General features: G+C 69.0%; 23 protein-coding genes and 1 pseudogene. 11 read left to right on the top strand and 13 right to left on the bottom strand.

Annotated elements, in window-relative coordinates; genetic code table 11:
* Nucleotides 1–6: 6 nt before the first annotated feature.
* The gene (locus tag CG723_RS13330) at nt 7–1242 is read right to left on the bottom strand and encodes a hypothetical protein (protein ID WP_159032445.1); all 1236 of its coding nucleotides are present in this window, start codon (nt 1240–1242) and stop codon (nt 7–9) included.
* Nucleotides 1243–2021: 779 nt separating this feature from the next.
* Entirely contained in the window at nt 2022–2447 is a 426-nt protein-coding gene (locus tag CG723_RS13335) for a hypothetical protein (protein ID WP_100593478.1), read from the bottom strand.
* A gap of 140 nt (nt 2448–2587) precedes the next feature.
* Here CG723_RS13335 and CG723_RS13340 point away from each other — a divergent pair, with 140 nt between their 5' ends.
* Nucleotides 2588–3313, top strand: a complete 726-nt coding sequence (locus CG723_RS13340) for a class I SAM-dependent methyltransferase (RefSeq protein WP_100593479.1) — start codon at nt 2588–2590, stop codon at nt 3311–3313.
* A 55-nt stretch (nt 3314–3368) separates the two neighbouring features.
* Here the strand turns inward: CG723_RS13340 and CG723_RS13345 are convergent, their stop codons facing one another.
* Nucleotides 3369–4658: an amidohydrolase gene (locus tag CG723_RS13345; protein ID WP_100593480.1), complete on the bottom strand. Its 1290-nt coding sequence runs from the start codon at nt 4656–4658 to the stop codon at nt 3369–3371.
* Nucleotides 4659–4788: 130 nt separating this feature from the next.
* Between CG723_RS13345 and CG723_RS13350 the strand changes: the two genes are divergently transcribed.
* Nucleotides 4789–5838, top strand: a complete 1050-nt coding sequence (locus CG723_RS13350; protein ID WP_100593864.1) for an Lrp/AsnC family transcriptional regulator — start codon at nt 4789–4791, stop codon at nt 5836–5838.
* A 369-nt stretch (nt 5839–6207) separates the two neighbouring features.
* A complete protein-coding gene (locus CG723_RS13355; RefSeq protein ID WP_100593481.1) occupies nt 6208–6996 on the top strand; it encodes an oxidoreductase in 789 nt (262 codons plus the stop codon).
* A 53-nt stretch (nt 6997–7049) separates the two neighbouring features.
* Here CG723_RS13355 and CG723_RS13360 read toward each other — a convergent pair whose 3' ends face one another.
* Entirely contained in the window at nt 7050–8534 is a 1485-nt protein-coding gene (locus tag CG723_RS13360; RefSeq protein ID WP_234374314.1) for a hypothetical protein, read from the bottom strand.
* Nucleotides 8535–8693: 159 nt separating this feature from the next.
* On the opposite strand from CG723_RS13360, the gene CG723_RS13365 reads away from it, so the two are divergent.
* A complete protein-coding gene (locus CG723_RS13365; protein WP_100593482.1) occupies nt 8694–9287 on the top strand; it encodes a DinB family protein in 594 nt (197 codons plus the stop codon).
* 46 nt (nt 9288–9333) lie between these two features.
* On the opposite strand, the gene CG723_RS13370 is transcribed toward CG723_RS13365, so the two are convergent.
* The 3 genes from CG723_RS13370 to CG723_RS13380 all read right to left on the bottom strand — a co-directional run bounded on the left by CG723_RS13370 (nt 9334) and on the right by CG723_RS13380 (nt 11324).
* Nucleotides 9334–10113, bottom strand: a complete 780-nt coding sequence (locus CG723_RS13370; RefSeq protein WP_100593483.1) for an SDR family NAD(P)-dependent oxidoreductase — start codon at nt 10111–10113, stop codon at nt 9334–9336.
* A 57-nt stretch (nt 10114–10170) separates the two neighbouring features.
* Nucleotides 10171–10704: a chloramphenicol phosphotransferase CPT gene (gene cpt, locus CG723_RS13375; RefSeq protein WP_100593484.1), complete on the bottom strand. Its 534-nt coding sequence runs from the start codon at nt 10702–10704 to the stop codon at nt 10171–10173.
* A gap of 89 nt (nt 10705–10793) precedes the next feature.
* Nucleotides 10794–11324: a carboxymuconolactone decarboxylase family protein gene (locus CG723_RS13380; RefSeq protein WP_100593485.1), complete on the bottom strand. Its 531-nt coding sequence runs from the start codon at nt 11322–11324 to the stop codon at nt 10794–10796.
* 74 nt (nt 11325–11398) lie between these two features.
* Between CG723_RS13380 and CG723_RS13385 the strand changes: the two genes are divergently transcribed.
* From CG723_RS13385 to CG723_RS13395, 3 genes are all read left to right on the top strand, one after another.
* Entirely contained in the window at nt 11399–12388 is a 990-nt protein-coding gene (locus tag CG723_RS13385; RefSeq protein ID WP_100593486.1) for a pirin family protein, read from the top strand.
* A 19-nt stretch (nt 12389–12407) separates the two neighbouring features.
* Nucleotides 12408–12755 (top strand): GNAT family N-acetyltransferase, encoded by a 348-nt coding sequence (locus CG723_RS13390; RefSeq protein WP_100593487.1) that lies wholly within the window; start codon nt 12408–12410, stop codon nt 12753–12755.
* Nucleotides 12756–13015: 260 nt separating this feature from the next.
* The gene (locus CG723_RS13395; RefSeq protein ID WP_100593488.1) at nt 13016–13657 is read left to right on the top strand and encodes a DUF4232 domain-containing protein; all 642 of its coding nucleotides are present in this window, start codon (nt 13016–13018) and stop codon (nt 13655–13657) included.
* A 21-nt stretch (nt 13658–13678) separates the two neighbouring features.
* Here CG723_RS13395 and CG723_RS13400 read toward each other — a convergent pair whose 3' ends face one another.
* Complete coding sequence (locus CG723_RS13400) at nt 13679–14029, bottom strand: helix-turn-helix domain-containing protein (protein ID WP_100593489.1); 351 nt, start codon at nt 14027–14029, stop codon at nt 13679–13681.
* A 33-nt stretch (nt 14030–14062) separates the two neighbouring features.
* On the opposite strand from CG723_RS13400, the gene CG723_RS13405 reads away from it, so the two are divergent.
* Both CG723_RS13405 and CG723_RS13410 read left to right on the top strand, forming a co-directional pair.
* The gene (locus tag CG723_RS13405; RefSeq protein WP_234374275.1) at nt 14063–14677 is read left to right on the top strand and encodes a DUF3556 domain-containing protein; all 615 of its coding nucleotides are present in this window, start codon (nt 14063–14065) and stop codon (nt 14675–14677) included.
* On the top strand, nt 14674–16101 hold the full coding sequence (locus CG723_RS13410; protein WP_100593490.1) for a phytoene desaturase family protein: 1428 nt from the start codon (nt 14674–14676) through the stop codon (nt 16099–16101). Before CG723_RS13405 ends, CG723_RS13410 begins: the two co-directional genes overlap by 4 nt.
* Nucleotides 16102–16181: 80 nt before the next feature.
* Here the strand turns inward: CG723_RS13410 and CG723_RS13415 are convergent, their stop codons facing one another.
* Both CG723_RS13415 and CG723_RS49175 read right to left on the bottom strand, forming a co-directional pair.
* Nucleotides 16182–18515, bottom strand: a complete 2334-nt coding sequence (locus CG723_RS13415; RefSeq protein ID WP_100593491.1) for an FdhF/YdeP family oxidoreductase — start codon at nt 18513–18515, stop codon at nt 16182–16184.
* Between the two features lie 43 nt (nt 18516–18558).
* Nucleotides 18559–19670 (bottom strand): annotated as a pseudogene (locus CG723_RS49175) (amino acid ABC transporter ATP-binding/permease protein); the annotation flags it as partial.
* Between CG723_RS49175 and CG723_RS49180 the strand changes: the two are divergent.
* Nucleotides 19582–20001: a hypothetical protein gene (locus tag CG723_RS49180; RefSeq protein ID WP_100593492.1), complete on the top strand. Its 420-nt coding sequence runs from the start codon at nt 19582–19584 to the stop codon at nt 19999–20001. The pseudogene CG723_RS49175 and the gene CG723_RS49180 sit on opposite strands and share 89 nt — an antisense overlap.
* Here CG723_RS49180 and cydB read toward each other — a convergent pair.
* Nucleotides 19995–20996 carry a cytochrome d ubiquinol oxidase subunit II gene (gene cydB, locus CG723_RS13430; protein ID WP_100593493.1) on the bottom strand — a complete coding sequence of 334 codons (1002 nt, stop codon included), beginning with the start codon at nt 20994–20996 and terminating at the stop codon, nt 19995–19997. The genes CG723_RS49180 and cydB overlap by 7 nt on opposite strands.
* Before the next feature lie 12 nt (nt 20997–21008).
* Nucleotides 21009–22547 (bottom strand): cytochrome ubiquinol oxidase subunit I, encoded by a 1539-nt coding sequence (locus CG723_RS13435; protein ID WP_100593494.1) that lies wholly within the window; start codon nt 22545–22547, stop codon nt 21009–21011.
* A gap of 200 nt (nt 22548–22747) precedes the next feature.
* Here CG723_RS13435 and CG723_RS13440 point away from each other — a divergent pair, with 200 nt between their 5' ends.
* Nucleotides 22748–22966, top strand: coding sequence for a DUF1918 domain-containing protein (locus CG723_RS13440; RefSeq protein ID WP_100593495.1), 219 nt, complete (start codon nt 22748–22750; stop codon nt 22964–22966).
* 74 nt (nt 22967–23040) lie between these two features.
* Here CG723_RS13440 and CG723_RS13445 read toward each other — a convergent pair whose 3' ends face one another.
* Nucleotides 23041–24222 (bottom strand): baeRF3 domain-containing protein, encoded by a 1182-nt coding sequence (locus tag CG723_RS13445; RefSeq protein WP_100593496.1) that lies wholly within the window; start codon nt 24220–24222, stop codon nt 23041–23043.
* Nucleotides 24223–24373: the final 151 nt, after the last annotated feature.

The raw sequence follows: 24373 nt of genomic DNA on the forward strand, positions 1-24373 counted from the left end.
CCCGGCTCACTGCCATTGCCGCGCATGGGCGGCGATGGCGCCCAGCACCTCCGGCATGTCTTGTTCCGGTGCGCCTATCAGTACCTGCGAGCCGCGGCCCGGGCCGTCGAGAACCTCGCAGACGGCGACGAGGGGGTGGGTCGGTTGGGACTGCGGCCCGCGGGTGTACCAGCGCTCCTGTTCTGCTCTACGTGCGCGTGCTTCTTCGTCGAGGTAGGGCTGGATCGAGTACCGGCGTACTGCGCGCGGGTCGCTGCGGTACGGCGGCCGTACGGTGATCACGCGCAGCGGACCCGGCAGCGGCTTCAGCGCCACCTTCGCGGCCGGGTCGGGGGTCGTGCCGATGACCTCCGGTCCTACGTACAGCGGGCCCTTGATGCCGAGTTTCCATGGGCCGGTGCCGGAGACACCGCCGTCCACCGGGTGCACTTCGACCGGCCGAACCGGCTCCACGTCGCACTTGCGCGGCAGCCGGATCCGCGTCCACCGGCGCAGCCCGAGCAGAGCGGGTACCAGGAGGGCCACGGCCGCCACCGCGAAGCTCAGCACCACCGCTCCGGGCCGGGGCTCGATCAACGCCGCCATTGCCCCGACGCCGCCCGCGGTGGCCAGGGCGAGTACAGGTGCGAGCCACTGCCACGCCATCGTCAGCGGGTTGCGCCGACCACGCAGCAGCAGCCACATCGCTGCCCACAGCGGCCCGAGTCCGAGCCCCCAAAGGACGGAGGCCAGGGCCGCGGGCGCGGTGAAGAGCCGTCCCGGGTAGTGGCTGGTGTGTACGACGGACCTGTCGTCGCCGCTGTCCTTCCCTGCCTGGATCATGCGTACCGAATCGCGCCACCAGAACAGCGTCACCGGCTCCCCGGCACGTGCCCGCCCGTACACCGAGTCCCGCTCGTCGTGGGAGCGGTGATCGCTGTAGGCGAGTTCCATCGTGCGGCGGTGGTCGGCCCGGGTCAGTTCCAGGGTGTACTTGGTGCTGGAGCGTTTGAGTGAGTAGGCGGAGTCCCGGACGGTGACGCGTTCGCGCTGCAGGCAGTACGGCTTGCGGTTGAGGTCTCCGCACACCTTCAACTGGCCGGTGCGATGACCGTTCTCGACGACGGCCACCTTCGAGAAGTCGACGTCGTCCTCCCGTGCCTGTTGCGCGGTCTGCCACAGCGGCCAGGCCGCGCCGAGCAGTACGACGGCCAGCAGTAGACACACTCCCGCGCGGACGAAGTCCCCGACCCCAGATCTCATATGCCCCTCACTGCCCGAATCCCTGCCCAGTGCCTCACCCTTCGGGGTGGGGCGCGGGCATCCTACTCAGCGGGATCACGCGGCCGGCAGGTGATTGGTTCCGTCGTGCACGCGCCCGATGTCGACTCACAGACACGGCATCCATGGACTGAGCGCTGACGACTCCCCAGCGCGGCTCGGGGATTCTTTCCGGAGGCGTACGGCCATGACCAGGCCCTGGACTTCTCGCTGTACGCCGTCCGCCGCCTGGGCATCGAGCCACCGGCCGGGAGCCGAGACGCCGCACCGCGTCGCCGGAAGCCACTGGGCTGCCCGCGGAGGTATGGCCAGGCGGGCCCTAACTACAGGGGGGAACATCCCATGCAGATCACCAAGCGAGTCGCCTCGGTCGCCGCCGGCGGCCTCGTGATCACCGCTGCGGCTCTCGGATTCGGAGCTGGGCCCGCGGGCGCGGCACCTTCGGTCTCCTTCCACAATTCGCCCGACCCGAACGGCACGACGATCTACGCGTGCATCCGCGCCGAACTCGCCGTCGGCCTCCCGGCGAACACCGATCACGACACCGCTCCGGCTGTCCACTGCAACACCCAGAACCTTCCGGACGGCCACACCTTCAGCATGCGCGTTTGTGTGGTGAAGGGCGAGGCCATCTGCTCCCGGTGGTACACGGCCCCGCACTCCCGGAGTGCGGGGCCCGCGGTGTCTCCATCGGCCCGTCCAGACCACTCAAGGCTGAGCCGCGTCTCTGCCTGCGGGGCGAACCGGGGGCGCCATGCGGCTCACCGGGCCGTCGTTGCCGGGCGTTGCGGGAGCCGGGTGAGGGTGGCCGTTGCCGCGAGGGAGAGCGTGACGCCGACGGCGGCGGCGATGGTCGTCGCCCAGTCCGTGTCGAGGGAGTCGGACAGGACGGCGCCGGTGAGCCGGCTGCCGCCGTACAGGAGGGCCACTGCCGCGAGTGCGGCCGGCCAGCGGTGCCGCACGCCCGTGATGATGTCGTCGATGACGTTCAGGACGACGATCACCATCATGATGTCGGCGCCGCCGTACTCCTCGGCCCCACCGGCCGCGGTGACCGCCGTCCCGACGGCGATCGACGCCAGCCAGATCCCTGTCAGGCGCGCGTACGAAGTGGGTTGATGCCGTTCCGTACCGCGCGGAAGCCAGAAGAACCGCGTGATGTGCTGGGCGACCGTGTATTTCGCCATGGCCCGCGTCCCCGTTCCCCGTTGTCGGCTCCTGCCGGCGCTCTGTGGTTGGACACACGACGGCGCGCCGCGGTTGTGCCGAGCGGAACCGGCCGGAAATTACGCGCGGTTCACTGATCGTGCCCGGTACCTTCGGCCGCATGGCAGATGAGGGTTTTGAGCATCCACGGCTCGCCGCGGTATATGACGCACTCGATCCCGACCGCAGCGATCTCGACGCCTACGTGGGTATGGCGGAGGAGTTCGGAGCACGTCACGTGCTGGACATCGGCTGTGGGACGGGGGTGTTCGCGCTGCTGCTGGCCGATCGGGGGATCGACGTCGTGGGGGTCGACCCCGCGCGGGCGTCCGTCGATGTGGCCCGGGGCAAGCCCGGCAGCGAGCGGGTGCGCTGGATCTGCGGTGACGCGTCAGCGCTCCCGCCCCTGCGGTCGGATCTGGCGACCATGACGGCGAACGTCGCGCAGGCCATCGTCGATCCGAAGGTCTGGCAACGGACGCTGCAAGGGGCGTACGAGGCACTGCGACCCGGCGGTCGCCTGGTGTTCGAGACCCGGGACCCGGCCAGGCGCGCCTGGGAGGAGTGGAACCGCGAGGAGTCGTACTCACAGACGCGGATCCCGGGAGTCGGTGTGGTCGAGAGCTGGGTCGAGGTGACGGACGTGAGCGGGCCCCTGGTGACCTTTCGGTGGACGTACGTATTCTCCGGGGACGGTGACGTGCTGACGTCCGATTCCACGTTGCGGTTCCGCGAACGGCCGGAAATCGAGGGGCAGTTGGCCGCACACGGGTTCGTGGTCGAGGAGGTTCGTGACGCCGCTGACCGTCCCGGCAGGGAGTTCGTCTTTGTGGCACGGCGTCCGTAGGGGCCACCGCATGCCCCCACGGACGCCGGCGCCTGAGCCGGCCTCGGCGCCGGATTCACACCGAGTCGAGCCACTCCGCGGCGGCGTCGAGCAGATGCGTGACCCCGTTACGCAGCGCGGGATCCGCCACCGGTGCGAAGAACGGCGAGTGGTTGCCGTGCACGGTGGGCGGCTGCTCGCCCGCCGGATCGGCGCCCTCCCAGCCGCTGGGCTCCGTACCGCCGAAGAACCAGAAGACGGACGGACACTCGGCCGCAGTGGCGAGCAGGCCGAAGTCCTCGCTGCCCGACAGCGGGGAGCGCAGGGTGTGCACCTGAGCGCCGCCCGCCCCGAGCGCCTGGAGGACGCGTTCCGTCGCCCCGTCCGAATTGACCGTCAGGGGAAAGGAGTTGAGCTCGCTGAACTCCGGGGGGCGAGGCGCGCCGGAGGTCGCCGCCTCCCCTTCGACGGTACGGCGCACCGCTGCGAGCACGCGCTCCCGCACGGCGGCGTCGAACGTCCTGATATTGATCTTGAGCTCGGCCTCGTCGGGGATGATGTTCTCCTTGGTGCCGGCCCGCAGTGAGCCCACCGTGACGACCGCCGACTCCGTCGGCGAGACCTCGCGGGCCACAATTCCCTGCAACCGCATGACCGTCGCCGCCGCCATGACCACGGGGTCGACCGTGGCGTGCGGAGCCGAACCGTGCCCGCCCCGCCCGAGCAGACGTGCCCTGAGACTGTCCGCCGCGGCCATCACGACACCGGGGCGCGTAGCCACCGAACCCAGGGGGAGCGGCCCCACATGCTGGCCGAGCACCACGTCGGGTCGCGGGAATCGCTCCAGGAGACCGTCGGCCAGCATGGCCCTCGCCCCGGCGCCCGTTTCCTCCCCCGGCTGGAAGATCGCCAGCAGCGTGCCGCGCCAGAGTTCCCGGTGCGCCGCCAGCCGGCCGGTGGCGCCGAGCAGAGCCGCCGTGTGCAGATCGTGGCCGCAGGCGTGCATGAGCGGAACCCGCTCGCCGTCCGGCGACAGCGCCGTATCTGTGGACGCGTAGTCGAGTCCTGTCGCCTCGCGTACAGGGAGGCCGTCCATGTCGGCCCGGAGCGCGACCACCGGTCCTTCGCCGTTACGCAGCACCCCGACGACCCCCGTGCCGCCGACGCCCTCGGTGACCTCCCAGCCCTGCCCGCGCAGCTCCGTGGCTACGATCCCGGCCGTGCGGTGCTCCTGCATGGACAGCTCGGGATGGGAGTGCAGATCGCGGTAGAGCAGGCCGAGGGCGGGCAGTCGCGGGTCGAGGCCGTCCCGCAGGGCATCGCCCTCGCGCGGTGCGGCAACGGTCAGGGACCCGTCGGTCTCCATGTCATTCCTCCCAGATCTCCGGCGGGGTCCGGGGGTCGGGGGTCGACACCTGGGCCGAAGTGAGTCCAGGATGGTGATCATTGATCACTCACTCGTGATAACGCAGGAATTCGACGGAGAATCGTGCACGATGCCTGATGCCAGCACAGAAGTGCCGGAAGAACGCCGGGATGCGGCGGCGGGTTCGCTTCAGGAGTCGGACCTGGCGTTGATCGAGGCCCTGCAGCGCAGCCCGCGTGCGCCGTGGTCGCAGATCGGGCCGGCGCTCGGCGTGGACGCCACCTCCGCGGCCCGGCGCTGGCACCGGCTGGTCGCCCAGGGGCTGGCCTGGCTGACGGCCTACCCGTCCGCGAGCACGACGAGCTTCGCCTACGTCGACGTACGCTGCCGACCGAACACCGTCGACGACGTGACGCGCCACCTGTGCGCGCTGCCCCAAGTCCTCAGCGTCGAGGAGGTGACGGGTGACTTCGATCTCTTCATGACCGTGGCCGCCCCGACGCCGGCCGCCCTCGCTGCCCTTGTCCGCCGGGACCTGCCCACCGCGCCCGGCGTGGAAGCGACAGCCGTCCACCTCGGCCTGCGCCTCTACCAAGAAGGGAGCGGCTGGCGCATGCGCGCCCTGGACCGGCAGCAACGCTCACTCCTGGCTCCCCGGCAGCAACCTCCGCGCCGTTCCCCGAAAGCGGCCACCGCCGACGCGGCACTCATCGCCGCGCTCGGCCGGGACGGGCGGCGAAGCCACCAGGAGCTGGCCCGGGATCTGGGCGTGAGCGAGGCGACGGTGCGCCGGAGGGTCCAGCGACTGATGGAAACGCGGTCCGTCCACTTCCGCTGCGACTTCGCCCAGAGCGCCGCCGGCTGGCCGCTCGCCGCCACCTACCGCATCGACCTCCCCGCCCACCAACTGACGGCGGCGGCACGCACGCTCGGCCTCATGCCCGAGGTCCGGCTGTGCAGTGCCGTGAGCGGGACAGCCAACTTCCTGGTCATCGCGTGGCTGCGCACGACGGAAGATGTCACGGGGTTCGAGGCCCACATGTGTGAGCAACTGCCGGATCTGCGCGTGCGCGACCGCACCGTCACGCTCGTCACGGCCAAGCGCATGGGCCGACTCCTCGACCCTCACGGCCGGGCGGTCGGCCACGTCCCGTGGGACGACCCGAGCACCACGCCCTGAGGGTGTCCACCCGTCCGCCGTGATGAGCGAACCTGCCGAACTCTGTGACCAGGGTCTGTTGATGGTCCTGCGCCGGCCCTGGGCGGGAGACGCACTGCCTCACACTCCGGACCCCGGCGGAGACGGAGTTGCGAACGCTGTGGGGCGCCTTCACCGGACAGTGGGCAGCGCTCATGACCGATTCCGCTATGGCCGTGCAGGCCGGACCAGCGCCGGGCGACGATGACGTTCTCACGTTGAAGGTGACCCCCGTTTGGCGCCGCATGGCCTTGCCGCGCGTCGCGCCGTGCGCGCCGTCGGAATCCGTATTGTGAAACGCCGTCCCGTTTGCGCGGTTTTCGCTCGCCGCCCGGCGCAGAAAGGCGTCCCATGGAATTGAAGCTGCAGGGCAGAGCCGCGGTGGTGACCGGTGCGAGCAAGGGCATCGGGCTGGCCATCACCAAGGCCCTCGCGGCCGAAGGGGTCCGCGTGACGGCCGGGGCGCGCCACGTGGGCGGCGAACTGGCCGACCTCGCCAGGACTGGATCCGTACAGGCCGTCGAGGTGGATCTGGCGACTACGGAAGGGCCCGCCGTGCTCGTCTCGGCGGCGGGCTCCGCCTTCGGGCCGCCCGACATCCTGGTCAACAACGTGGGTGCGGTCCGGACACGCACCGGTGGCTTCTCGTCCGTCACCGACCAGGACTGGACGACCACCCTGGACATCAATTTCCTCGCCTCCGTACGCGCCACCCGCGAGGTGCTGCCGCTGATGCTCCAGCGCACCGCTGGGTCGATCATCACGGTGGCGTCCATCAACGCACGCCTGCCCGACCCGCTCGTGATCGACTACTGCGCGGCGAAGGCGGCGCTGCTGAGTTTCAGCAAGTCGCTGTCCAAGGAGCTGGGGCCGAGCGGTATCCGCGTCAACACGGTCAGCCCGGGCCCGGTCGCCACGGATCTGTGGCTGGGGAAGGACGGCGTAGCGGCAACTGTCGGTCAGGCCGGGGGACTTGAGGCGGACGCGGTCATCGAACACGTCGCGCGGGAAGCCGCGACCGGCCGTTTCACCCACCCCGAGGAGGTCGCCGAGCTCGTACTGCTTCTGGCCTCCGACCGAACCGCCAACGTCACCGGCTCCGACTTCGTCATCGACGGAGGCATGATCACCACGGTGTGATGCCACCGGGAGTGGGGCCGTCCCCCGGTGGCATCGCGGTCACGTCGGTGGTCTCAGGGGGCGATGCCCACGCCGTCGATCCGGCTCCAGGTCTTCTCCTGGGCGGCGGTCATGGCCGGCCAACGCAGGCCACCCGGACGCGGGTTGACCCGTGACGCGTAGGCGCTGGGGGAGAAGCCCGGGTCGTAGAAGCAGCCGGTGCCGTACCTGCCGTCGAACGCGGCGCACGAGGCCGCGATCGCGTTCGGCGTCGGCTTCTTCCCGGTCCGCACCCAGGCGTCCAGTGCGGTGATCGAGTTGGCGTACTCGGAGTTGCTCAGCTCACTGTGTTCGCTTTCCCGAGTGAACGTCTGCACCAAGTGCCGCTCGCGGTGGGCGCCTTGGAGACTGGCACGGTAGGCCGCCTCGTGCTCGACGAACGCGGTGGGGTCGCCGATCGCGTGCATGGTGAGCACGGGGATGGTCACCTTGCCGGTGAGGTCGCTGTCGTACGAGAGGTCGCGTACGGCGGTCGGGTCGGCCGAGAACCGCTCGACCCCGGCGTTGAGCGCCCGGTCGTCGTGGGAGCCGGAATAACGTACGCCCTGATTGCTGAAGGGGTTCCGCCCGCCGAGCCGGCTGTGCACGATGTCGCGGAACGTGAACGTGGCGAACCGCAGGTGCGACTCGAGGGTGCGCTCGGGGATCTTCGTGACCGCGAGGATGTCGTCGAGGTTGCGCTGCTGAGTCGCCGTCCGCTCCTTGGGTTCGGAGGCGTACCCGGTGCATTCCTGAAGGCGCGCCCGCAGTCCGGCGGCCGTCATGGTCGAGTCGGCGCGCAGCCCTTCCCACAGCGGGTACTGAGGCTCGGTGGGCCGGGGATGGTTGCGGCAGTAGTACTGATAGACCACGCGCAGGTCGACCCGGTAGTCGTATCCGCGAGAACCGCCGCCGAGAACGCCGCTGGTGAGAAGGGCTCCGTCGTACGGGCCGTGCTTCCCCGCGCCGTAGGCTTCGACGACCTTGGCGGCGACATTGCCGCCCCAGGACTGGCCGTGCACGTAGGTCCGCCTGGGGTTGCCGAATTCACCCACGAACAGGCGACGCAGATTCTCGGTGTCGGCGGCTGCCATCCGCGTCCCGTAGCCACCACGCCGATACGACGAACCGGCCCAGGCGTAGCCCTCGTCCACCATCACCGCCCAGCGGTTCAGGTCGTCGACGCTGCGCTCGGGGTCGGAGCCCGCGCCGAGGTCAGGGCCGCCGTGGGCGTGCACCACGAGCGAGCCGTTCCACGTCTTGGGGACGGCGATCGCGTAGTAGGCGCCGTTCGAGTCCTGGCCGGTGTAACAGGTCGCCTTCCCGGCCAGATGCGCGGGGCAGGCGGTGGAGGCCGGTCTGCGCGCGGGGGCGGCCGACGAAGCGGAACCCGAACCTGAAGCCGGCACAGGGAGCGCGCAGGCGATCAGACCAGCGATGCCTGCAACCGTCGCCGCGCGTCGGTGGCGCCGACCGGACACGGACCTCGTGCGGAAACCCGATGTGATGCGTCTGGTCATCATGCCCATGGGCCTGCTCCTCGTCACCCGGCGCGCACCGTTGCGCGGCGGGGGAGATGCTAAGGACGGCCGAGCCGAAATCCTACGACGCGATCAGTAGCGTTCATATTGTTCGCTGACGAGGGTGAACGACGATCGCGCGGGCGGCAGACTGGCCCCATGAACGCTTCGGAGCCCAAAGCTGACCTTCACTTCTATCTGCAGTCCGCCCGCGATGCCCTGCTGTGGAAGCTCGAAGGGCTGTCCGAGTACGACATCCGCCGCCCGCTGACACCGACCGGAACCAACCTGCTCGGCCTCGTGAAGCACGTGGCCGGCGTCGAACTCGGCTACCTCGGTGACACCTTCGGGCGGCCGTCCGGAGAGCCCATGCCCTGGGTCGAAGAGAGCGCAGAGCTCAACGCGGACATGTGGGCCACCGCCGACGAGTCACGCGAGTTCATCGTGGAGCTCTATCGGCGCGCATGGGCGCATGCCGACGCGACGATCGACGCGCTGCCGCTGGACACTGTCGGCAAGGTGCCGTGGTGGCCCAGCGGCAGGGACGAGGTGACGCTGAATCATGCCGTCGTACGCGTTATCGCCGATACGCATCGCCACGCCGGCCACGCCGACATCATCCGCGAACTCCTGGACGGCGCCTCGGGGATGAGCAAGGGCAACGACAGCATGGCCTCGGACGACCCGGCCTGGTGGGAGGACCATCGAGGCCGGGTCGAGCGTGCGGCTCGGGAGGCGGACCGCGGGGCGTAGTTTCAACTTACGTGATGTGTACGGCAGTTGAGCCCGCCCTGGGCCGCTAGTGAACCGAGAATCCGCCGTCGACGAAGATTGCCTGGCCGGTGACGTAGGCGGACGCCGGGCCGGCCAGGAACACCGCGGCTCCGGCGAAGTCCTCGGCCAGGCCGTTGCGGCCGACCATCGTGCGGGCGGCCAGCGCGGCCACCTTTTCCGGGTCGGACGACAAGCGCGCGTTGAGCGGGGTCATGACGAAGCCCGGCACGAGCGTGTTGCAGGTGACGCCGTGGGGCGACCACGCCTCGGCCTGCGAGCGGGCCAGCGCCTCCAGGGCGCCCTTGGACACCCCGTACGCGCCGCTCTGGACGAACGCCCGGTGCGCCTGCTGGGAGGTGATGTGGATGATCCGCCCGAAGCCCCGCTCGGCCATGCCGGGTCCGAAGCGCCGGCCCAGGAGGTGGGGTGCCTCCAGGTTGACCGCCATCGTGGCGTCCCACACCTCGTCGTCGAGCTCGCTCATCGGGGGCCGCAGGTTGATCCCGGCGCTGTTGACGAGGATGTCGGGCTCGCCGAACACCCCGGCCACCCGCTCCGCCGCCGCGCGCACCCCGTCGCGGGTGCTCAGGTCCGCGCTCACCCAGGCCGCTCGGCAACCCTCCGCCGTCAACTCGTCGACGGTGGCGGTGAGTTCGGCCTCCTTGCGGGCCACGATCACCACGCTCGCCCCAGCGCGGGCGAGCGCACCGGCGATGGCTTTGCCGATGCCGGAGCTGCCACCGGTCACCACAGCGGTCCGGCCGTCGAGCGAGAACAGTTCGGAGAGGTAGTTCTGCGAGGTCATGACCGCACCCTAAACGGCGCGGTCATGGTGACAGCACCCGGGCCGACCTGCGGAAAATCACTTGACCTGGGCGGCGATGGTCCGCGCGCACTCCAGGGACTCCGTGTGCGTGGTGTCCACCTCCAGGTCGTAGACGACGCCCCGGTGGACCGTCTCCGCCTGCCCTGCGGCCATCCCCTGGGCGCGGTCCCCGCGGACGATCTCGCGGCCCGCGGCGACCTCGCTGTCGCACCTGACGCCGACCCACAGCACGTCGAGTCCGCCCAGAGCTTTCTGCCACCGCTGCTGGGACTCCGTCCCGCCGAGGAACACGTCATCGATCACGATCCGGGCGCCTGCACCGGCCGTCGCGGCGACACCCTCCATCCATGCTGCTTCCAGCTCCTGGAACACCGCTCCGACGCTCACTGCGCCGGCTGAAGTGATCTCGATTCCTTCGCCCGATGCCTTCATGGACGCGGGCATCGCCTCGATCAGCCGGTCGATGCCGAAGGCGAGCCATGGATCCGGCAGTACCGCCTGTAGGCACCGGACGATCCCGGACTTGCCCGAACTGGACCCACCGTTCAACACGATCACCTGAGTCGTCACCGGGTCAGGGTAGAGGCACCCACCACGGCACACGAAGCGAATTTCGGCAACCGTCTGAATGACTAAGGATGTGAAGGTCTGGGGATGCGTCAACCATCCGCCCGTACCGGGTGTTTGCTGAGGATCGATACGCGGTTGAATGCGTTGATCGTTACCGCGACCCAGATCACGGCGGCGATCTGATCCTCGGTGAGCTCGGCCCGGGCGGTGGTGTAGGCGGATTCCTGCGCGACGGCGTCGGACGGCACGGTCGTCGCCTCCGCCAGTCCCAGGGCCGCTCGTTCCGTGGGGCTGAACAGTTCCGTGTCCCGCCACGCCGACAGCACGCCCAGCCGCTCGGTCGTCTCGCCGGCGCGCTGCGCCGCCCGGGTGTGTACGCGCAGGCAGTAGGCGCAGCCGTTGATCTGTGACACGCGGAGGTTGACCAGTTCCACCAGCCTGCGGTCGAGGCCCGCGTCGGCGGCTGCCGCTCGCACCGTCTCCGACGTCTGCACGAGTGCGTGGTAGGCCTTGGGGCTCTGCTTGTCGATGAAGATCCGCCGGGGTGTGGATCCCGCCGCCGACTGGTTCGACGTGGACTTCTCCGGGCCGCTCGCGGGCCCTTGCTCCGATGTGTACATGGGGCCGTTTCGTGTTCTAAGATCGAGACAAGTTGTTGAACATAAAACTATCATGGTTGGAGGAGGTGGCCGCGATGAGCAATGCGGAAGCAGGTCCGGTCGGAGTGCATGGCGGCTCCCGGGTGGCAGGCGAGCTGTCGGCCGAGGGGCAACGGGTCGACGTGCTCGCCCCGCGCGACGTCCCTCTGGGCGGGCCGCGGGCGATGACCGTGCGACGAACGCTCCCGCAGCGGTCCCGGACCCTGATCGGTGCCTGGTGTTTCGCCGACCACTACGGCCCCGACGATGTCGGCCGCACGGGTGGCATGGATGTCGCCCCGCATCCCCACACCGGACTGCAGACGGTGAGCTGGCTGTTCAGCGGGGAGATCGAGCACCGCGACAGCCTCGGCAGCCACGCCTACGTTCGGCCCGGTGAGCTGAACCTGATGACCGGCGGACACGGCATCAGCCACAGCGAGGTCTCCACCCCGCGCACCACGACCTTGCACGGCGTCCAGCTCTGGGTGGCGCTCCCCGAAGAACACCGGCACACCGGGCGGGACTTCCAGCACCATGTGCCCGAGCCGGTGCGGACGGAGGGCGCCGAGATCAGGGTCTTCCTGGGTGCCCTGGCCGGATCCGTCTCCCCGGTGCCGACCTTCACGCCCCTGCTCGGCGCCGAGATCACCCTCGCGGCGCGTGCGTCGCTCACGCTCGCCGTGGACGCCGATTTCGAACACGGCGTACTCGTGGACCACGGGGACGTCCGTGTGGCCGACACCCTGCTACGCCCAGCCGACCTGGGCTACGTCCACCCCGGCGCCGACACACTGACCCTCGTCAACGAGTCCGACGAGACGGCCCGGACAGTCCTTCTCGGCGGAACGCCGTTCGAGGAGGAGATCGTGATGTGGTGGAACTTCATCGGCCGCACTCACGAGGACATCGTCCGGGCGCGAGAGGAATGGGAGAGCGCCTCGGAGCGTTTCGGCGCTGTCGAGGGCTACCCCGGAGACCGTCTCCCCGCCCCTGCTCTGCCCCATGCCACCCTCGCGCCGCGCAAGAACCCCCCGCGTCGCTGATCTCTTCCAAAGGAACCCGATGACCCAGCCTTCCTCTGTTCCCCCTGTTCCCTCCGTCGAGCGGAACGATGAGCGCCACCGGTACGAGATCCTCGTCGAAGGCGCACGTGCCGGGCTGACCGCCTACCGAGACCGCGGTGTGCAACGTGTCTTCTTCCACACGGAAGTTGACGAGGCGTATGCCGGACAGGGCCTGGCCGGCCAACTGGTCCAGCAGGCACTCACCGACGTGCGCAAGCTCGGCAAGAGGATCGTCCCGGTCTGCCCCTACGTGGCCAAGTTCCTGAAGAAGCACGAGGAGTTCGCCGACATCACCGACCCGGTCACCCCCGAGGTCCAGCAGTGGCTGGACGCCGAACTGGCCTGATCCGTCGGGTCGGCCGCGCTCCGCCGCGCAGCTCCCTCTGTCCTGCGCGGGCACACCGCGTATGCCGGATCTCGCCCGCCAGGTCGTCTGTAACAGCCATGTATTAGAGGACGGTTGAACGGAACGACCCCCGTGCAGCCAGGGTCTCAATGATCAGCAAGCGATCGACAGCCGATCAGGAAGCGATCGGCAAGCGATCGATCAACGATCAGTACGGCTCGCTCAAGACGATTGAGCGGACACCCTGAAAGGGACCCCCCATGCGCGTCCAGAAGCTCTCCCTCCTCGCCGTCGCCGTCGTCGCGGGCCTCTCGCTCACCGCCTGCCAGAGTGGCGACGACTCCTCGGCCGGGTCGGACGACTCCTCGTCCTCCGCCCAGAGTTCCGGTTCCCAGAGCTCCGGTTCTCAGGACTCCGGCGGCAGCAGCGCATCGACCGGCAACGGCACCAGCACGGCGGGATCCGAAGCGAGCACCGGGGGTTCCTCCAACGGCGGTTCCGGAACGGGTACGGGTGCCTGCCAGACCTCCCACCTCGCCTTCAGCAGTTCCGGCGGCATGGCCGAGGGCACGCTCATCGTGAACCTCAAGAACACCGGTTCCGCCACCTGCACCCTCAAGGGTTTCCCCGGAGCCGACCTGAAGGGCAAGGACGGCACCGTCAGCGCCGAGCGCAGCAAGCTCGCCGCGCCGAGCGTCAGCGTCAAGCCCGGCGAGGAGACCCGCTTCACGCTCCACTACCCGTCGAACGACTCCGGCGGCTCCGGCGTCACCTTCACCAGCCTCGTCGTCACCCCGCCCAACGAGACGCATTCCCACACCCTGCCCGTCACCATCAACGTTCCCGCCACCGACGGCTCCGGCCCGGCCATCACGGTCGACCCCGTCGGCACCGGCAAGTGACCTGCGGGCGCGAGGGATCCGTCACGTAAGGACCGCACTCCCCAGCCAGTGCGCGGCGAGCAGCGCGGCGCGGACGTGGAAGTCGTCGTCGAGGCTGTGGGTGCCGTCCGGCAGCAGCGCGGTCGCCTGCTGTACCCGGTACTGGACGGAGTTGCGGTGCAGGTTCATCGCCTGTGCCGCGGCCGCGTAGCTGCGGTGGTGGGTGAGGAACGTCCGTAGCGTCTCGCGCAGGGTGGCACCGCGTGGCCCGGCCTGCGCCAGTTCGCCCAGCGTGGCCGCCACGAAGTCGTGTACGGCCGGGAGGTCTCCGGCCATCAGCGCGACCGGTGCCACATCGGCGTAGTGCACCCAGTGCGGCGACGGGAGCAGCATCGCGGGATTCGGCCACGTCGGCCTGCTCGACGGTTGGCGGCCGTACCGCTCATCGCGACCGTCGCCGTGCTCGGCCTGCGGGACAAGACCATCTTCCTCGCGGCACGCGGCGAGCAGTACTGGCTCTCGCTGCTGATCTTCTTCTTCCCCTGCAGCGGCATGTTCATCGGCTTCAAGCTCGTCATGCTGGCGCTGTGGTGGGGAGCCGCGACGTCCAAGCTCAACCGCCACTTCCCGTTCGTGGTGGCGACGATGATGAGCAACGCGCCTTTGATCCCCTCGGGCCGCGTCAAGCGGGTCTTCTACCGCGACCACCCGCGCGACCTGCGCTCCTCCCGGCTGCCGCTCCTCCTCGCCCGCATCGGAACCGCGGCCCGCTGCGGCTTCGCGCCCGGCGAGGTCCGCGTGATCTGCCTGGAGAGTCAGCCCATCCACCGGCAGAATCAGACGTATGAGGTCCACGACGCCGCCCTCGGCCTGCTGGAACGTGGACACGTCAAGGTGCACGACATGGTGACCCGGCAGCCGTGGCCCACCGACGGCCCGGGCTACCCGGTCTACGGGGTGCAGTCCGGGCACCCGCTGCGGCCGGTGCCCGACGCGGACGGCTCCGTCGAGGGACTGCCGCCCATGGACACGGCGTCATGACGTCCGCCGTCATCGTCGGCGGCGGGCCCAACGGGCTCGCCGCCGGGGCCCTGCTCGCGAAGGCGGGCCTCGAGGTCACGCTCCTCGAAGCCGCGGACGAGGTCGGCGGCGGCACCCGCAGCCACGAGGCCGTCCTTCCCGGCCTGCTGCACGACCACTGCTCGGCCATCCACCCGATGGCCGTCACCTCGCCGGCGCTTCGCTCACTCGGCCTCGAACGGCACGGACTGCGCTGGAAGTTGGCGGACGTCGACTGCGTACACCCGCTGGACGACGGCAGTGCGGGGGTACTGATGCGCTCCGTCGAGGACACCGCCCGCATGCTCGGTGCCGACGCCGGACGGTACCGGGCACTCTTCGAGACGCCCGTGCGCCACTGGGACGCGCTCGCCCAGGACGTCATGCGCCCTCTGCTGCGCGTCCCGACGCACCCGCTGCTGCTCGCGCGCTTCGGCCTGCCGACCGCCCTGCCCGCCACCGTCCTCGCACGTCTCTTCAGAACCCCCCAGGCGCAGGCGCTGTGGGCGGGCGTCGCGGCGCACGCGTTCCGTCCGCTGACCCACCCGTTCACGTCGGCGATCGGACTGGGCATCCTGACCGCCGGGCACGCCGCCGGATGGGCCGTCGCCGAGGGTGGCTCACAGTCCATCGCCCGCAGCCTGGGGAACGTACTGGGCGAGCACGGCGGCACGATCCACACCGGCGTACACATCACCCGCTCCTCGCAGATCCCGCCCGCCGACGTGACGCTCCTCGACCTCGACCCCGGCCAGATCGCCCGCATCTACGGCGACCGGCTTCCCGCCCGCGTACGGTCCGCCTACCGGCGGTTCCGCCGCGGTCCGGGCGCGTTCAAGGTCGACCTGGCCGTCGAGGGCGGCGTGCCCTGGACGAACGAGGACGCGCGACGCTCAGGCACCGTCCATCTCGGCGGCCCGTTCGCCGACGTGGCACGTGGAGAGCGGGACGTCGTGGCCGGGCGGATGCCCGAGCGCCCCTTCGTCCTGGTCGGCCAGCAGTACCTGGCCGACCCCACCCGCTCGGTCGGCGACGTACACCCTGTCTGGGCCTACGCGCATGTCCCGTACGACTACGACGGAGACGCCACCGAAGCGATCCTCCGCCAGTTCGAGCGATTCGCCCCCGGCGTACGCGAACGCATCGTGGGCCGGCACATCACCCGGCCCGCCGACTTCGCCGCGGCCAACCCCAACTTCGTCGGAGGCGACATCGTCACGGGAGCCAACACGGTCCCGCACCTACTCCTCGGCCCGCGCCCCGCGCTCGACCCCTACGGCACCGGCCTGCCCGGCGTGTTCATCTGCTCGGCCGCCACGCCGCCCGGCCCCGCCGCACACGGCATGTGCGGCGCCGGCGCGGCGAGGTCCGCTCTGAGGCACCTCGGACTCCGACAACCCGCCTGACGCCGTGTCACGAGCGAACGCGACGGGGCCCCGACCGGTCGTCAGCCCGGCCGGGGCCCCTCCTTCGCGCGACTTCCTGCTCAGGCGGCCGCTTCGATGGTCACCTTGACGTGCTTCATGATCGGCTGGTCGCTCTGCGTGCTGTAGTCGACGAGCGCGCACAGCACGTTCATCTCGGGCATGTACCCGGCCGCGCAGCCGCGCGGGATGTCGTACGGGATGGCGAGGTAGCCGTTGAGGTAGCGGTGGCTGCCGTCCCTTGCTGTGCTGGTGATGTCGACGGGATCGAATTCGGAGATCCCGCGCTCGCGCATGTCGTCCTCGTTCATGAAGACGAGCTCGCGCAGGTTCTTGATGCCGCGGTAGCGGTCGTTGTCCGAGTAGATCGTGGTGTTCCACTGGTCGTGGGAGCGCATGGTGCCCAGGGCCAGGGTGCCGGGTGCCGGTACGACGTCGGGCAGGGCCGCGTCGGAGAACTCCGCGCCGCCGGACGGAGTCAGGAAGACCAGTTCGCGGGCGGGCTGCTTCAGGCGGAAGCCCAGGGGCAGGCGCACGCGGCGGTTGAAGTCCTCGAACCCGTCGAGGGCCTGGGACATGGTGTCGCGGATCCGGTCGTAGTCCTCGATGTACCACTCCCACGGCGTGCTGCTCGCGGGCAGGGCCGCGCGGGCCATGCCCGCGACGATCGCGGGCTCGGACAGCAGGTGCGGCGACGCGGGGCGCTTCATGCCGACGGACATGTGCACCATGCTCATCGAGTCCTCGACGGACGTGCTCTGGATGCCCTTGCGCTGATGGTCCTTCTCGGTGCGGCCGAGGCACGGCAGGATCAGCGCCTGGCGGCCGTGCACGAGGTGGCTGCGGTTGAGCTTGGTGCTCACCTGGACCGTGAGGTCGCAGTTGCGCAGGGCCTCGTACGTGATCGGCGAATCCGGTGCGGCGAGGGCGAAGTTGCCGCCCATGCCGACGAACACCTTCACATCGCCCCGGCGCATGGCCTGGATGGTGCCGATGGTGTCCAGGCCGTGCTCACGCGGCGGGTCGATCTTGCAGTACTCGGCCAGGCGGTCGAGGAACTCGTCGTCGGGTCGGTGATCGATGCCGCAGGTGCGGTTTCCCTGGACGTTGCTGTGACCGCGTACGGGGGAGGGGCCGGCTCCTTCGCGGCCCAGATTGCCGCGCAGGAGAAGGAGGTTGATGATCTCGCGGACGGTGTCGACGCCATGCTCGTGCTGGGTCAGGCCCAGGCACCAGCTGATGATGCTGCGGTCGGCGTCGCAGTACACGCGCGCCGCTTTGAGGATGTCGTCGCGGCTGACCCCGGACTGCCTCTCCAGTTCCTCCCAGGAGGTGCTCTCGCACAGCTGCCGGTACGAGTCGAATCCGGTGGTGTGGCGGTCGATGAACTCCTGGTCCAGCGCCTTGGGGTCCAGCTTGGATTCCTCGATGACCGCCTTGGCCATGCCACGCAGGAGCGCCAGGTCGCCGCCGATGCGCACTTGGAGGTTCAGGGTGCTGGTCTTCGTCGTCTTGAACAGCGCCATGTCCATGAAGTCGTGCGGGACGATGGTGCGTGTGGCGGCCGCCTCGACCAGCGGGTTGACGTGCACGATCTGGGCGCCGCGGTGGTACGCCTCGGCGAGTGCTGTGAGCATTCTGGGCGCGTTGGAGGCGGCGTTGACCCCCATGATGAACAGCGCGTCCGCGCTCTCCCAGTCCTTGAGGTCGACCGTTCCCTTGCCCGTTCCCAGGGACGCCTGCATGGCGCGGCCGCTGGCCTCGTGGCACATGTTCGAGCAGTCGGGCAGGTTGTTCGTGCCCAGCTCACGGGCCATCAACTGGTAGAGGAACGTGGCCTCGTTGCCGAGCCGGCCGGACGTGTAGTACGACGCCTGGTTCGGGTTCTCAAGGCCGCGCAGGGTGCTGCCGACGAGCTCGAACGCGTCCTTCCAGCTGATGGGGACGTAATGGTCCGTGTCAGGGTTGTAGACCATCGGCTCGGTCAGCCGGCCCTGGTCCTCCAGCTTGAAGTCGCTCCACTCGAACAGCTCGGTCACCGTGTGGGCGGCGAAGAAGTCGCGCTCGACGCGCTTGCGCGTCATCTCCCACGTGACGTGCTTGATGCCGTTCTCGCAGATGTCGAGCTTCAGGCCCTTGGTGTCGTCCGGCCACGCGCAACCGGGACAGTCGAAGCCCGTGTTCTCGTGGTTCATCTTCATGATGGCCCGCGGGCCATCCACCAGTTCGCGCTCGCGCACGAGGAACTGGGTCACGCTCTTCGCGGCACCCCAGCCGGCAGCCGGGTGGTGGTAGGGGTGATACTCCGGATCCTCTTTGGGGATCGGCCCCACACTGGGTTCCAGTTCTTCCGGCGCCTCACTGTCGATGCTCAAGACACTCAACCCTTCGACCATGCAAATACGGGCATAAGCTGACAAAATACTAGTTTCAGTCAGGCTATGTCGGTTGATCAATGGGCGCCACCTGCCCGGGGACACCGTCGCCCGCGGCAACCAGGGCGTCCGCCCGCCGCTCACGGAGCCACATGGCACGGAGCCGTCCACCCTGGGGGTCGATGAGCTCGGACCGGCTGCCGCGCTCGGCGATCCTGCCGTGGTCGAGAACCAGAATCTCGTCGACGGCGGCACTGTGAAGTCCGGCAAGGCGGTGGGTGATCAGCACCGTGTTACGGCCCTCGGTGACGGCGAGCAGATCCGCGGTGAGGGCGTCGGCGGTGGGCAGGCCGAGGTGTTCGGCGGGCTCGTCCATGATCGGTACGGGGAAGTCCGCGAGCAGCGGCCCGGGTCAGCGCCGGCCGCTGCCGCTGCCCCCTGAGAGGCGGGCCCCGTGCTCGCCCACCATCGTGTCGAGACCGGCGGACAGGCTGTCGACCCAGTCGAGCGGGCGGGCCCTGGCGAGTGCGGCCCGCAGGCCGGGCTCCTCGGCGTCGGGGCGGGCGAGACGCAGGTTATCCCGCAGTGAGCTGTCGAAGACATGGGCGTCCTGCGCGCACAGCCCGATCACCCGGCGTACGTCGTCCGATGTGAGCGCCCGGGTGTCGACGGCCCCGGCACCGGCGCCGACGGTGACGGCACCCGAGGTCTGGTCGAGGAACCGGAGCAGTACGAGGGCGAGGGTGGTCTTCCCGGAGCCGGACGGGCCGACCACGGCGATACGTCTGCCAGGGGCGAGGTCCAGATCGACGCCTCGGGGAGCGTCGCGCTGCGCACCCGGCCGGCGCGCGGTGGGGCCTCGGACGGTCAGGGGCGCCGGCTCGGCGGGGAGCGCGACCGGGGCGGTGGGCTCGGCGACCGGCGCGGGGGACGCGAGGACCTCGTCTGGGCGGGCCCGCGCCGCACGCGCACGCTCGCGGAACCGGACGGCCGTGGGCATGCCCGCCACGGCCTCGAAGGCGGCGAGGGGGCGAGCACGACGACGGCCAGACACACGCCCGGGAGCGCACCCCCGGCCACACCCTGGATGCCCAGCGCGGCGGTGGCGGCGACGGTCAGCCCGGTGATCAGGGCGATCAGGCCCGCCGAGAGCGCGGCGGTGGCGGCCGCGGCCCGTCAGGTAGGACGGGCCGAGCGCGGTGGCATGGTCGGGCAGCCGCCCCCGCAGCGTGGACTTCACCCGGGCCACCGACCGATGTGCCGCCAGCTCGGTCAGCCAGGCCACGAGCGCCCGCCCGAGCGCGACGGCCACCAGACCGAGCAGCGGCCACGTCAGGTCGTACGCGTGCTCCTTGAACGCCGGCACCACGATCTCGGCGACGAGGCTTGCCTGGGCCACGAGCAGGGCAGCGCCCACCCCGCTGAGGACCACGGATCCGGCGAGGAAGGCGCGGGTGGTGCGGGCGTACGCCGACAGCCGGGGATCGACAGGTCGCACGATCAGTGACCCGCCGGGATGTGCTGGACGCCGATCCGCCGACGGAAGACCCAGTACGTCCAGATCTGGTAGATCAGCACGATCGGCGTGAACACCGCCGCGACGATCGTCATCACCTTCAGCGTGTACGACGACGAAGAGGCGTTGGAGACCGTCAGTGACCAGTCGGGGTTGAGCGTCGACGGCATGACGTCGGGATACAGGGCCAGGAACAGCATCGCGAACGCCGCCACGACGGTCAGCCCCGACAGCGTGAACGCCCAGCCGTCACGGCCGAGCCGGGTCATGACCAGCGCCCCGATCAGTGCCAGGAACGCCACGATCATCACGCCCAGACTCCGGCCGTTGCCCGACTCCACCTGTGTCCAGATCAGGAACGCCAGCAGCAACAGGACGGCCGGCGCGCCGAGTTGAGTCGCCTGCGTCCTGGCCCGGTCACGGATGTCCCCGAGCGTCTTCAGGGCCGTGAAGACCGCGCCGTGGCAGACGAACAGCACCAGCGTCATGAAGCCGCCGAGGATCGTGTAACCGTTGAACAGGTCCCCGAGGCCCCCCACGTACGACTTGTCCGCGTCGATCGCCAGCCCGCGGACCATGTTCGCGAAGATCACCCCCCAGAGGAACGGGGGCAGCAACGACGTCCAGAAGGTGGCCTCCTCCCAGTTGTGCTGCCAGCGCGCCCCGGACTGCTTGGCCCGGTATTCGAAGGCCACGCCCCGCACGATCAGGCAGAACAGAATGATCAGCAGCGGAATGTAGAAGCCGCTGAACATCGTGGCGTACCAGTCGGGGAAGGCCGCGAAGGTCGCACCGGCGGCCGTGATCAGCCAGACCTCGTTGCCGTCCCACACCGGGCCGATCGTGTTGATCAGGACCCGGCGCTCGGTGCTGTTTCGGGCCAGCGACTTGGTGAGGACGCCGACGCCGAAATCGAAGCCCTCGAGGAAGAAGTAGCCGATCCACAGGACGGCGATCAGGATGAACCAGAGATCGTGGAGGTGCATGACGATCCGTCCTCAGTACGCGTGGGCGAGGGGCTGGTCGGTGTCCTCCGCGGAGGGCCCGCGCAGGGTCGGGTCCTTGGTCGGCGGCCGCTCACCGGAGTCCGGGCCGGCCATGGCGTACTTGGCCATGAGCTTCACCCAGATCACCGCAAGTACCGCGTAGAGCACGGTGAACGCGGTCATCGAGCCGATCACCGTGCCGGTCGTCACGTGGGGGGAGTCGGCTTCGGAGGTGCGCATCAGGTGGTAGACCACCCAGGGCTGGCGGCCCATCTCGGTGAAGATCCAGCCGAAGCTGTTGGCGACCAGCGGGAACGCCATGGTGAGGATGCCGACCCGCCAGCTCCACTTGGTGAAGAAGGCGTTCATCTCGACCTTGTCGGTGAGCATCAGCATCGGCGGCTCGTCGTCGTCGGTCTTGCGCCCTTGCGCCAGCCAGAACTTCCGCCGCGTGGTCCACAGACCGATCAGACCGACCACGAAGCTGGTCATCCCGAAGAAGATCATCAGGCGGAAGCCCCAGTACGTCATGAAGATGTTCGGGATGTAGTCCTCCGGCTCGCCGCCGAACTCGGCCGCCTGGTCACGGGCCCTGTCGTTGATGCCGGGGACGGGGGAGTGGAAGTTGTCCTTGGCGAGGAAGGACAGCAGCCCCGGGATCTCCAGTGCGACGGTGTTGTGGCCCTCGGAGACGTTGCCGACCGAGAAGATCGAGAACGGGGCGGGACCCTGCGTGTCCCAGAGCGCCTCGGCGGCAGCCATCTTCATCGGCTGCTGATCGAACATGACCTTGCCCAGCCGGTCGCCGCTGAGCGCGGTGCCCAGCCCTGCCACCACCGCGATGATCAGGCCGACCCGCAGTGAGGTCCGCATCGGCGCGATGTTCCGGCGGTTCGTCTCCTTGCCGCGCTTGGCGCGCAGTAGGTGGTACGAGGAGATACCGATCACCAGCGCGGAACCGGTGAGGAACGCAGCGGTGACGGTGTGGAACATCTGCACCTGCGTGGTGTTCTGGAACAACACCCGCCCGATGTCGGTGAGTTGGGCCCGCCCGGACTCCTTGTCGATCCGGTAGCCGACCGGGTGCTGCATAAAGGAGTTGGCCGCCAGAATGAAGTACGCGGAGAGCAGGGTGCCGATGGCGACCAGCCAGATGCACGCGCAATGCAACTTCCTGGGAAGCCTGTCCCAGCCGAAGATCCACAGGCCGATGAACGTGGACTCGAAGAAGAACGCGATCAGCGCCTCCATCGCCAGCGGGGCACCGAAAACATCGCCGACGAAGCGTGAGTAGTCGGACCAGTTCATCCCGAACTGGAACTCCTGGACGATGCCGGTGACGACACCCATCGCGATGTTGATGAGAAAGAGCCTGCCCCAGAACTTCGTGGCGTGAAAATACTTCGCGTTGCCCGTCCGCACCCAGGCCGTCTCGAAGCCCGCCACGATGGCGGCCAGACTGATCGTCAGCGGGACGAAGAGGAAGTGGTAGACGATGGTGATGCCGAACTGCCATCGCGCCATGGTCTCTTGAGCGACTGCTAGTACCACTGCACCTTCTCTCGGCCGGAGTTCCTCGCATTCGGGCAAAAGCTATCTTTAGCACAAAGCGGCATCGGGCCGGGCAGGGCTGGGGCCGGGTGAAGGCGGCCGATTTCCGCTCCGCTTGCGGATCGGCAACCACCGGGATTGAGTGGAAACGGTGCCCTCATCAGAGGCGTCGGAAGCTGTCAGCATTAGAGGCTGATCACATGGAAGCCAAGAAGGGCGATTATCTGACCCTGCACGGCCTCAGGGGTGACAGGACCGTAAGGGTCGAGGAGATCATCTCTGGTACGAACCGCGATCTCTACCAAGTGGCCTTTTCGGACGGCCATACTGCTGTGGTCGCGCCGGGGCCAGACGTAGAAAAGGCCCACTGCAAGCGCCACACACACGTGGTCGATGTATCCGGTTCGCCGTATCTCTAATTGCGCGGAAACAGACACGAGAGATGGGATCCCTCAGTGAGGGATCCCATCTCTCGTGCGCCCGTACGTGGGGATCAGTAGCGCAGCAGCGCCGCCACGCCGCCGGCCTCCGGGAGCGTCCCGTCGGGCACGAACAGAACCCGGGCGTCGGCCGCGATCGCGTTGTCCACGAGTCGCTCGACGATGTCGGTAGCCACACCAAGTGCGTGCGCCGACGGTTCCATGTCCTTCTTCGGGTCCGGCAACGTCACCGGCTTCGGTACGTCCACGAGCTCCAGGACGCGGTCGTCCTCGGTGATGCGGCCCGCCAGCATCAGCCCCTCTTCCACCACCAGGCGGTGCACGCGCTTGTCGGCGACCGAGGTCCACACCTCCGGCGCGCCGCCGACGTACTTGCCCTGTCCACGCGCTTCGCTCAGCTCGGAGACGGCTTCGGCGACCTGCTTGGCGTAGAAGTCCGCGAGGACCGGCTGGAGCCGCTTCTCCAGATCCTGGGCCGATTCCTTGTCCATTCCCGTGAGCGGCAATGACCCGGCGATCAGATTCCCGTAGCGGGTGATGCTCTTGAACGTCGAGAGGATCTTGTCGCCGCCGATGACGAACAGCGGCAGTCCGTCGTGCTCCTCGAAGGACTGCCCCAGCCGTTTGTCCACGGTCCGCAGGTACTGCTCGACCCGCTCCTCATGCCCCTCGTACGGCGTGGAGTGGGGGATGGACCCGGGAATCGCATCCTCGGGGGACGGGATCTGCGGCTTGTCCGGCCACCCGTTCTTCTCCACTTCCTGCAGTCGTCGTACAGACCCGTGGTACAGACGGCACATCTCCTGGTCGAGGACAAGAACCAGGTACGGGCGGGAGCGCTGCTCGGCAGCCACCAGGTACCGCGTCAGGAATGCCGTGCCGAATTCCACGCGGGGTTCCACCGGTGCGAGCGATGTCATCCGCCATACCTGGACCGGCTCGTTCACGGCCACATAGACAACCATGGCGTCGTCCGGGTGGAAAGGATCGGTCGCGCGTTCGATCTCCGCGGGATCCAACAGTTGATCCCGCAGCTCCAACCTCGTCTCCCGCTCCACGTCAGGGTCGTCCACCAGCCGCCGCTTGGCCTCGGTGACCAGGTCGCGGATGAGGATTCGGTCCTTGTCGCTGAAGGGGAAATCCGGATCGGTCGGCGTGACCAACGTGATCGCGGGATACGGCCGCTTCTTGCTCAGGGCGGCACGGATTTCAGGAGTCAGATCGGAGGTATGCACGATTTCAGCCTCGCATTGATCACCGGGACACGCAGGGCGGAAACGGCCGACCGACGGGTAACGGGTCCCTGCCCTGCGGGGTGGTTCGTCTCGCCCCGCCGTCATTGTCTCGACCCGCGACCCGCCGTCATCGTCAGGAGCGGCGTACCGT

This window comes from Streptomyces sp. CB01635 (assembly GCF_002803065.1).
In the GTDB taxonomy this organism is placed as follows: domain Bacteria; phylum Actinomycetota; class Actinomycetes; order Streptomycetales; family Streptomycetaceae; genus Streptomyces.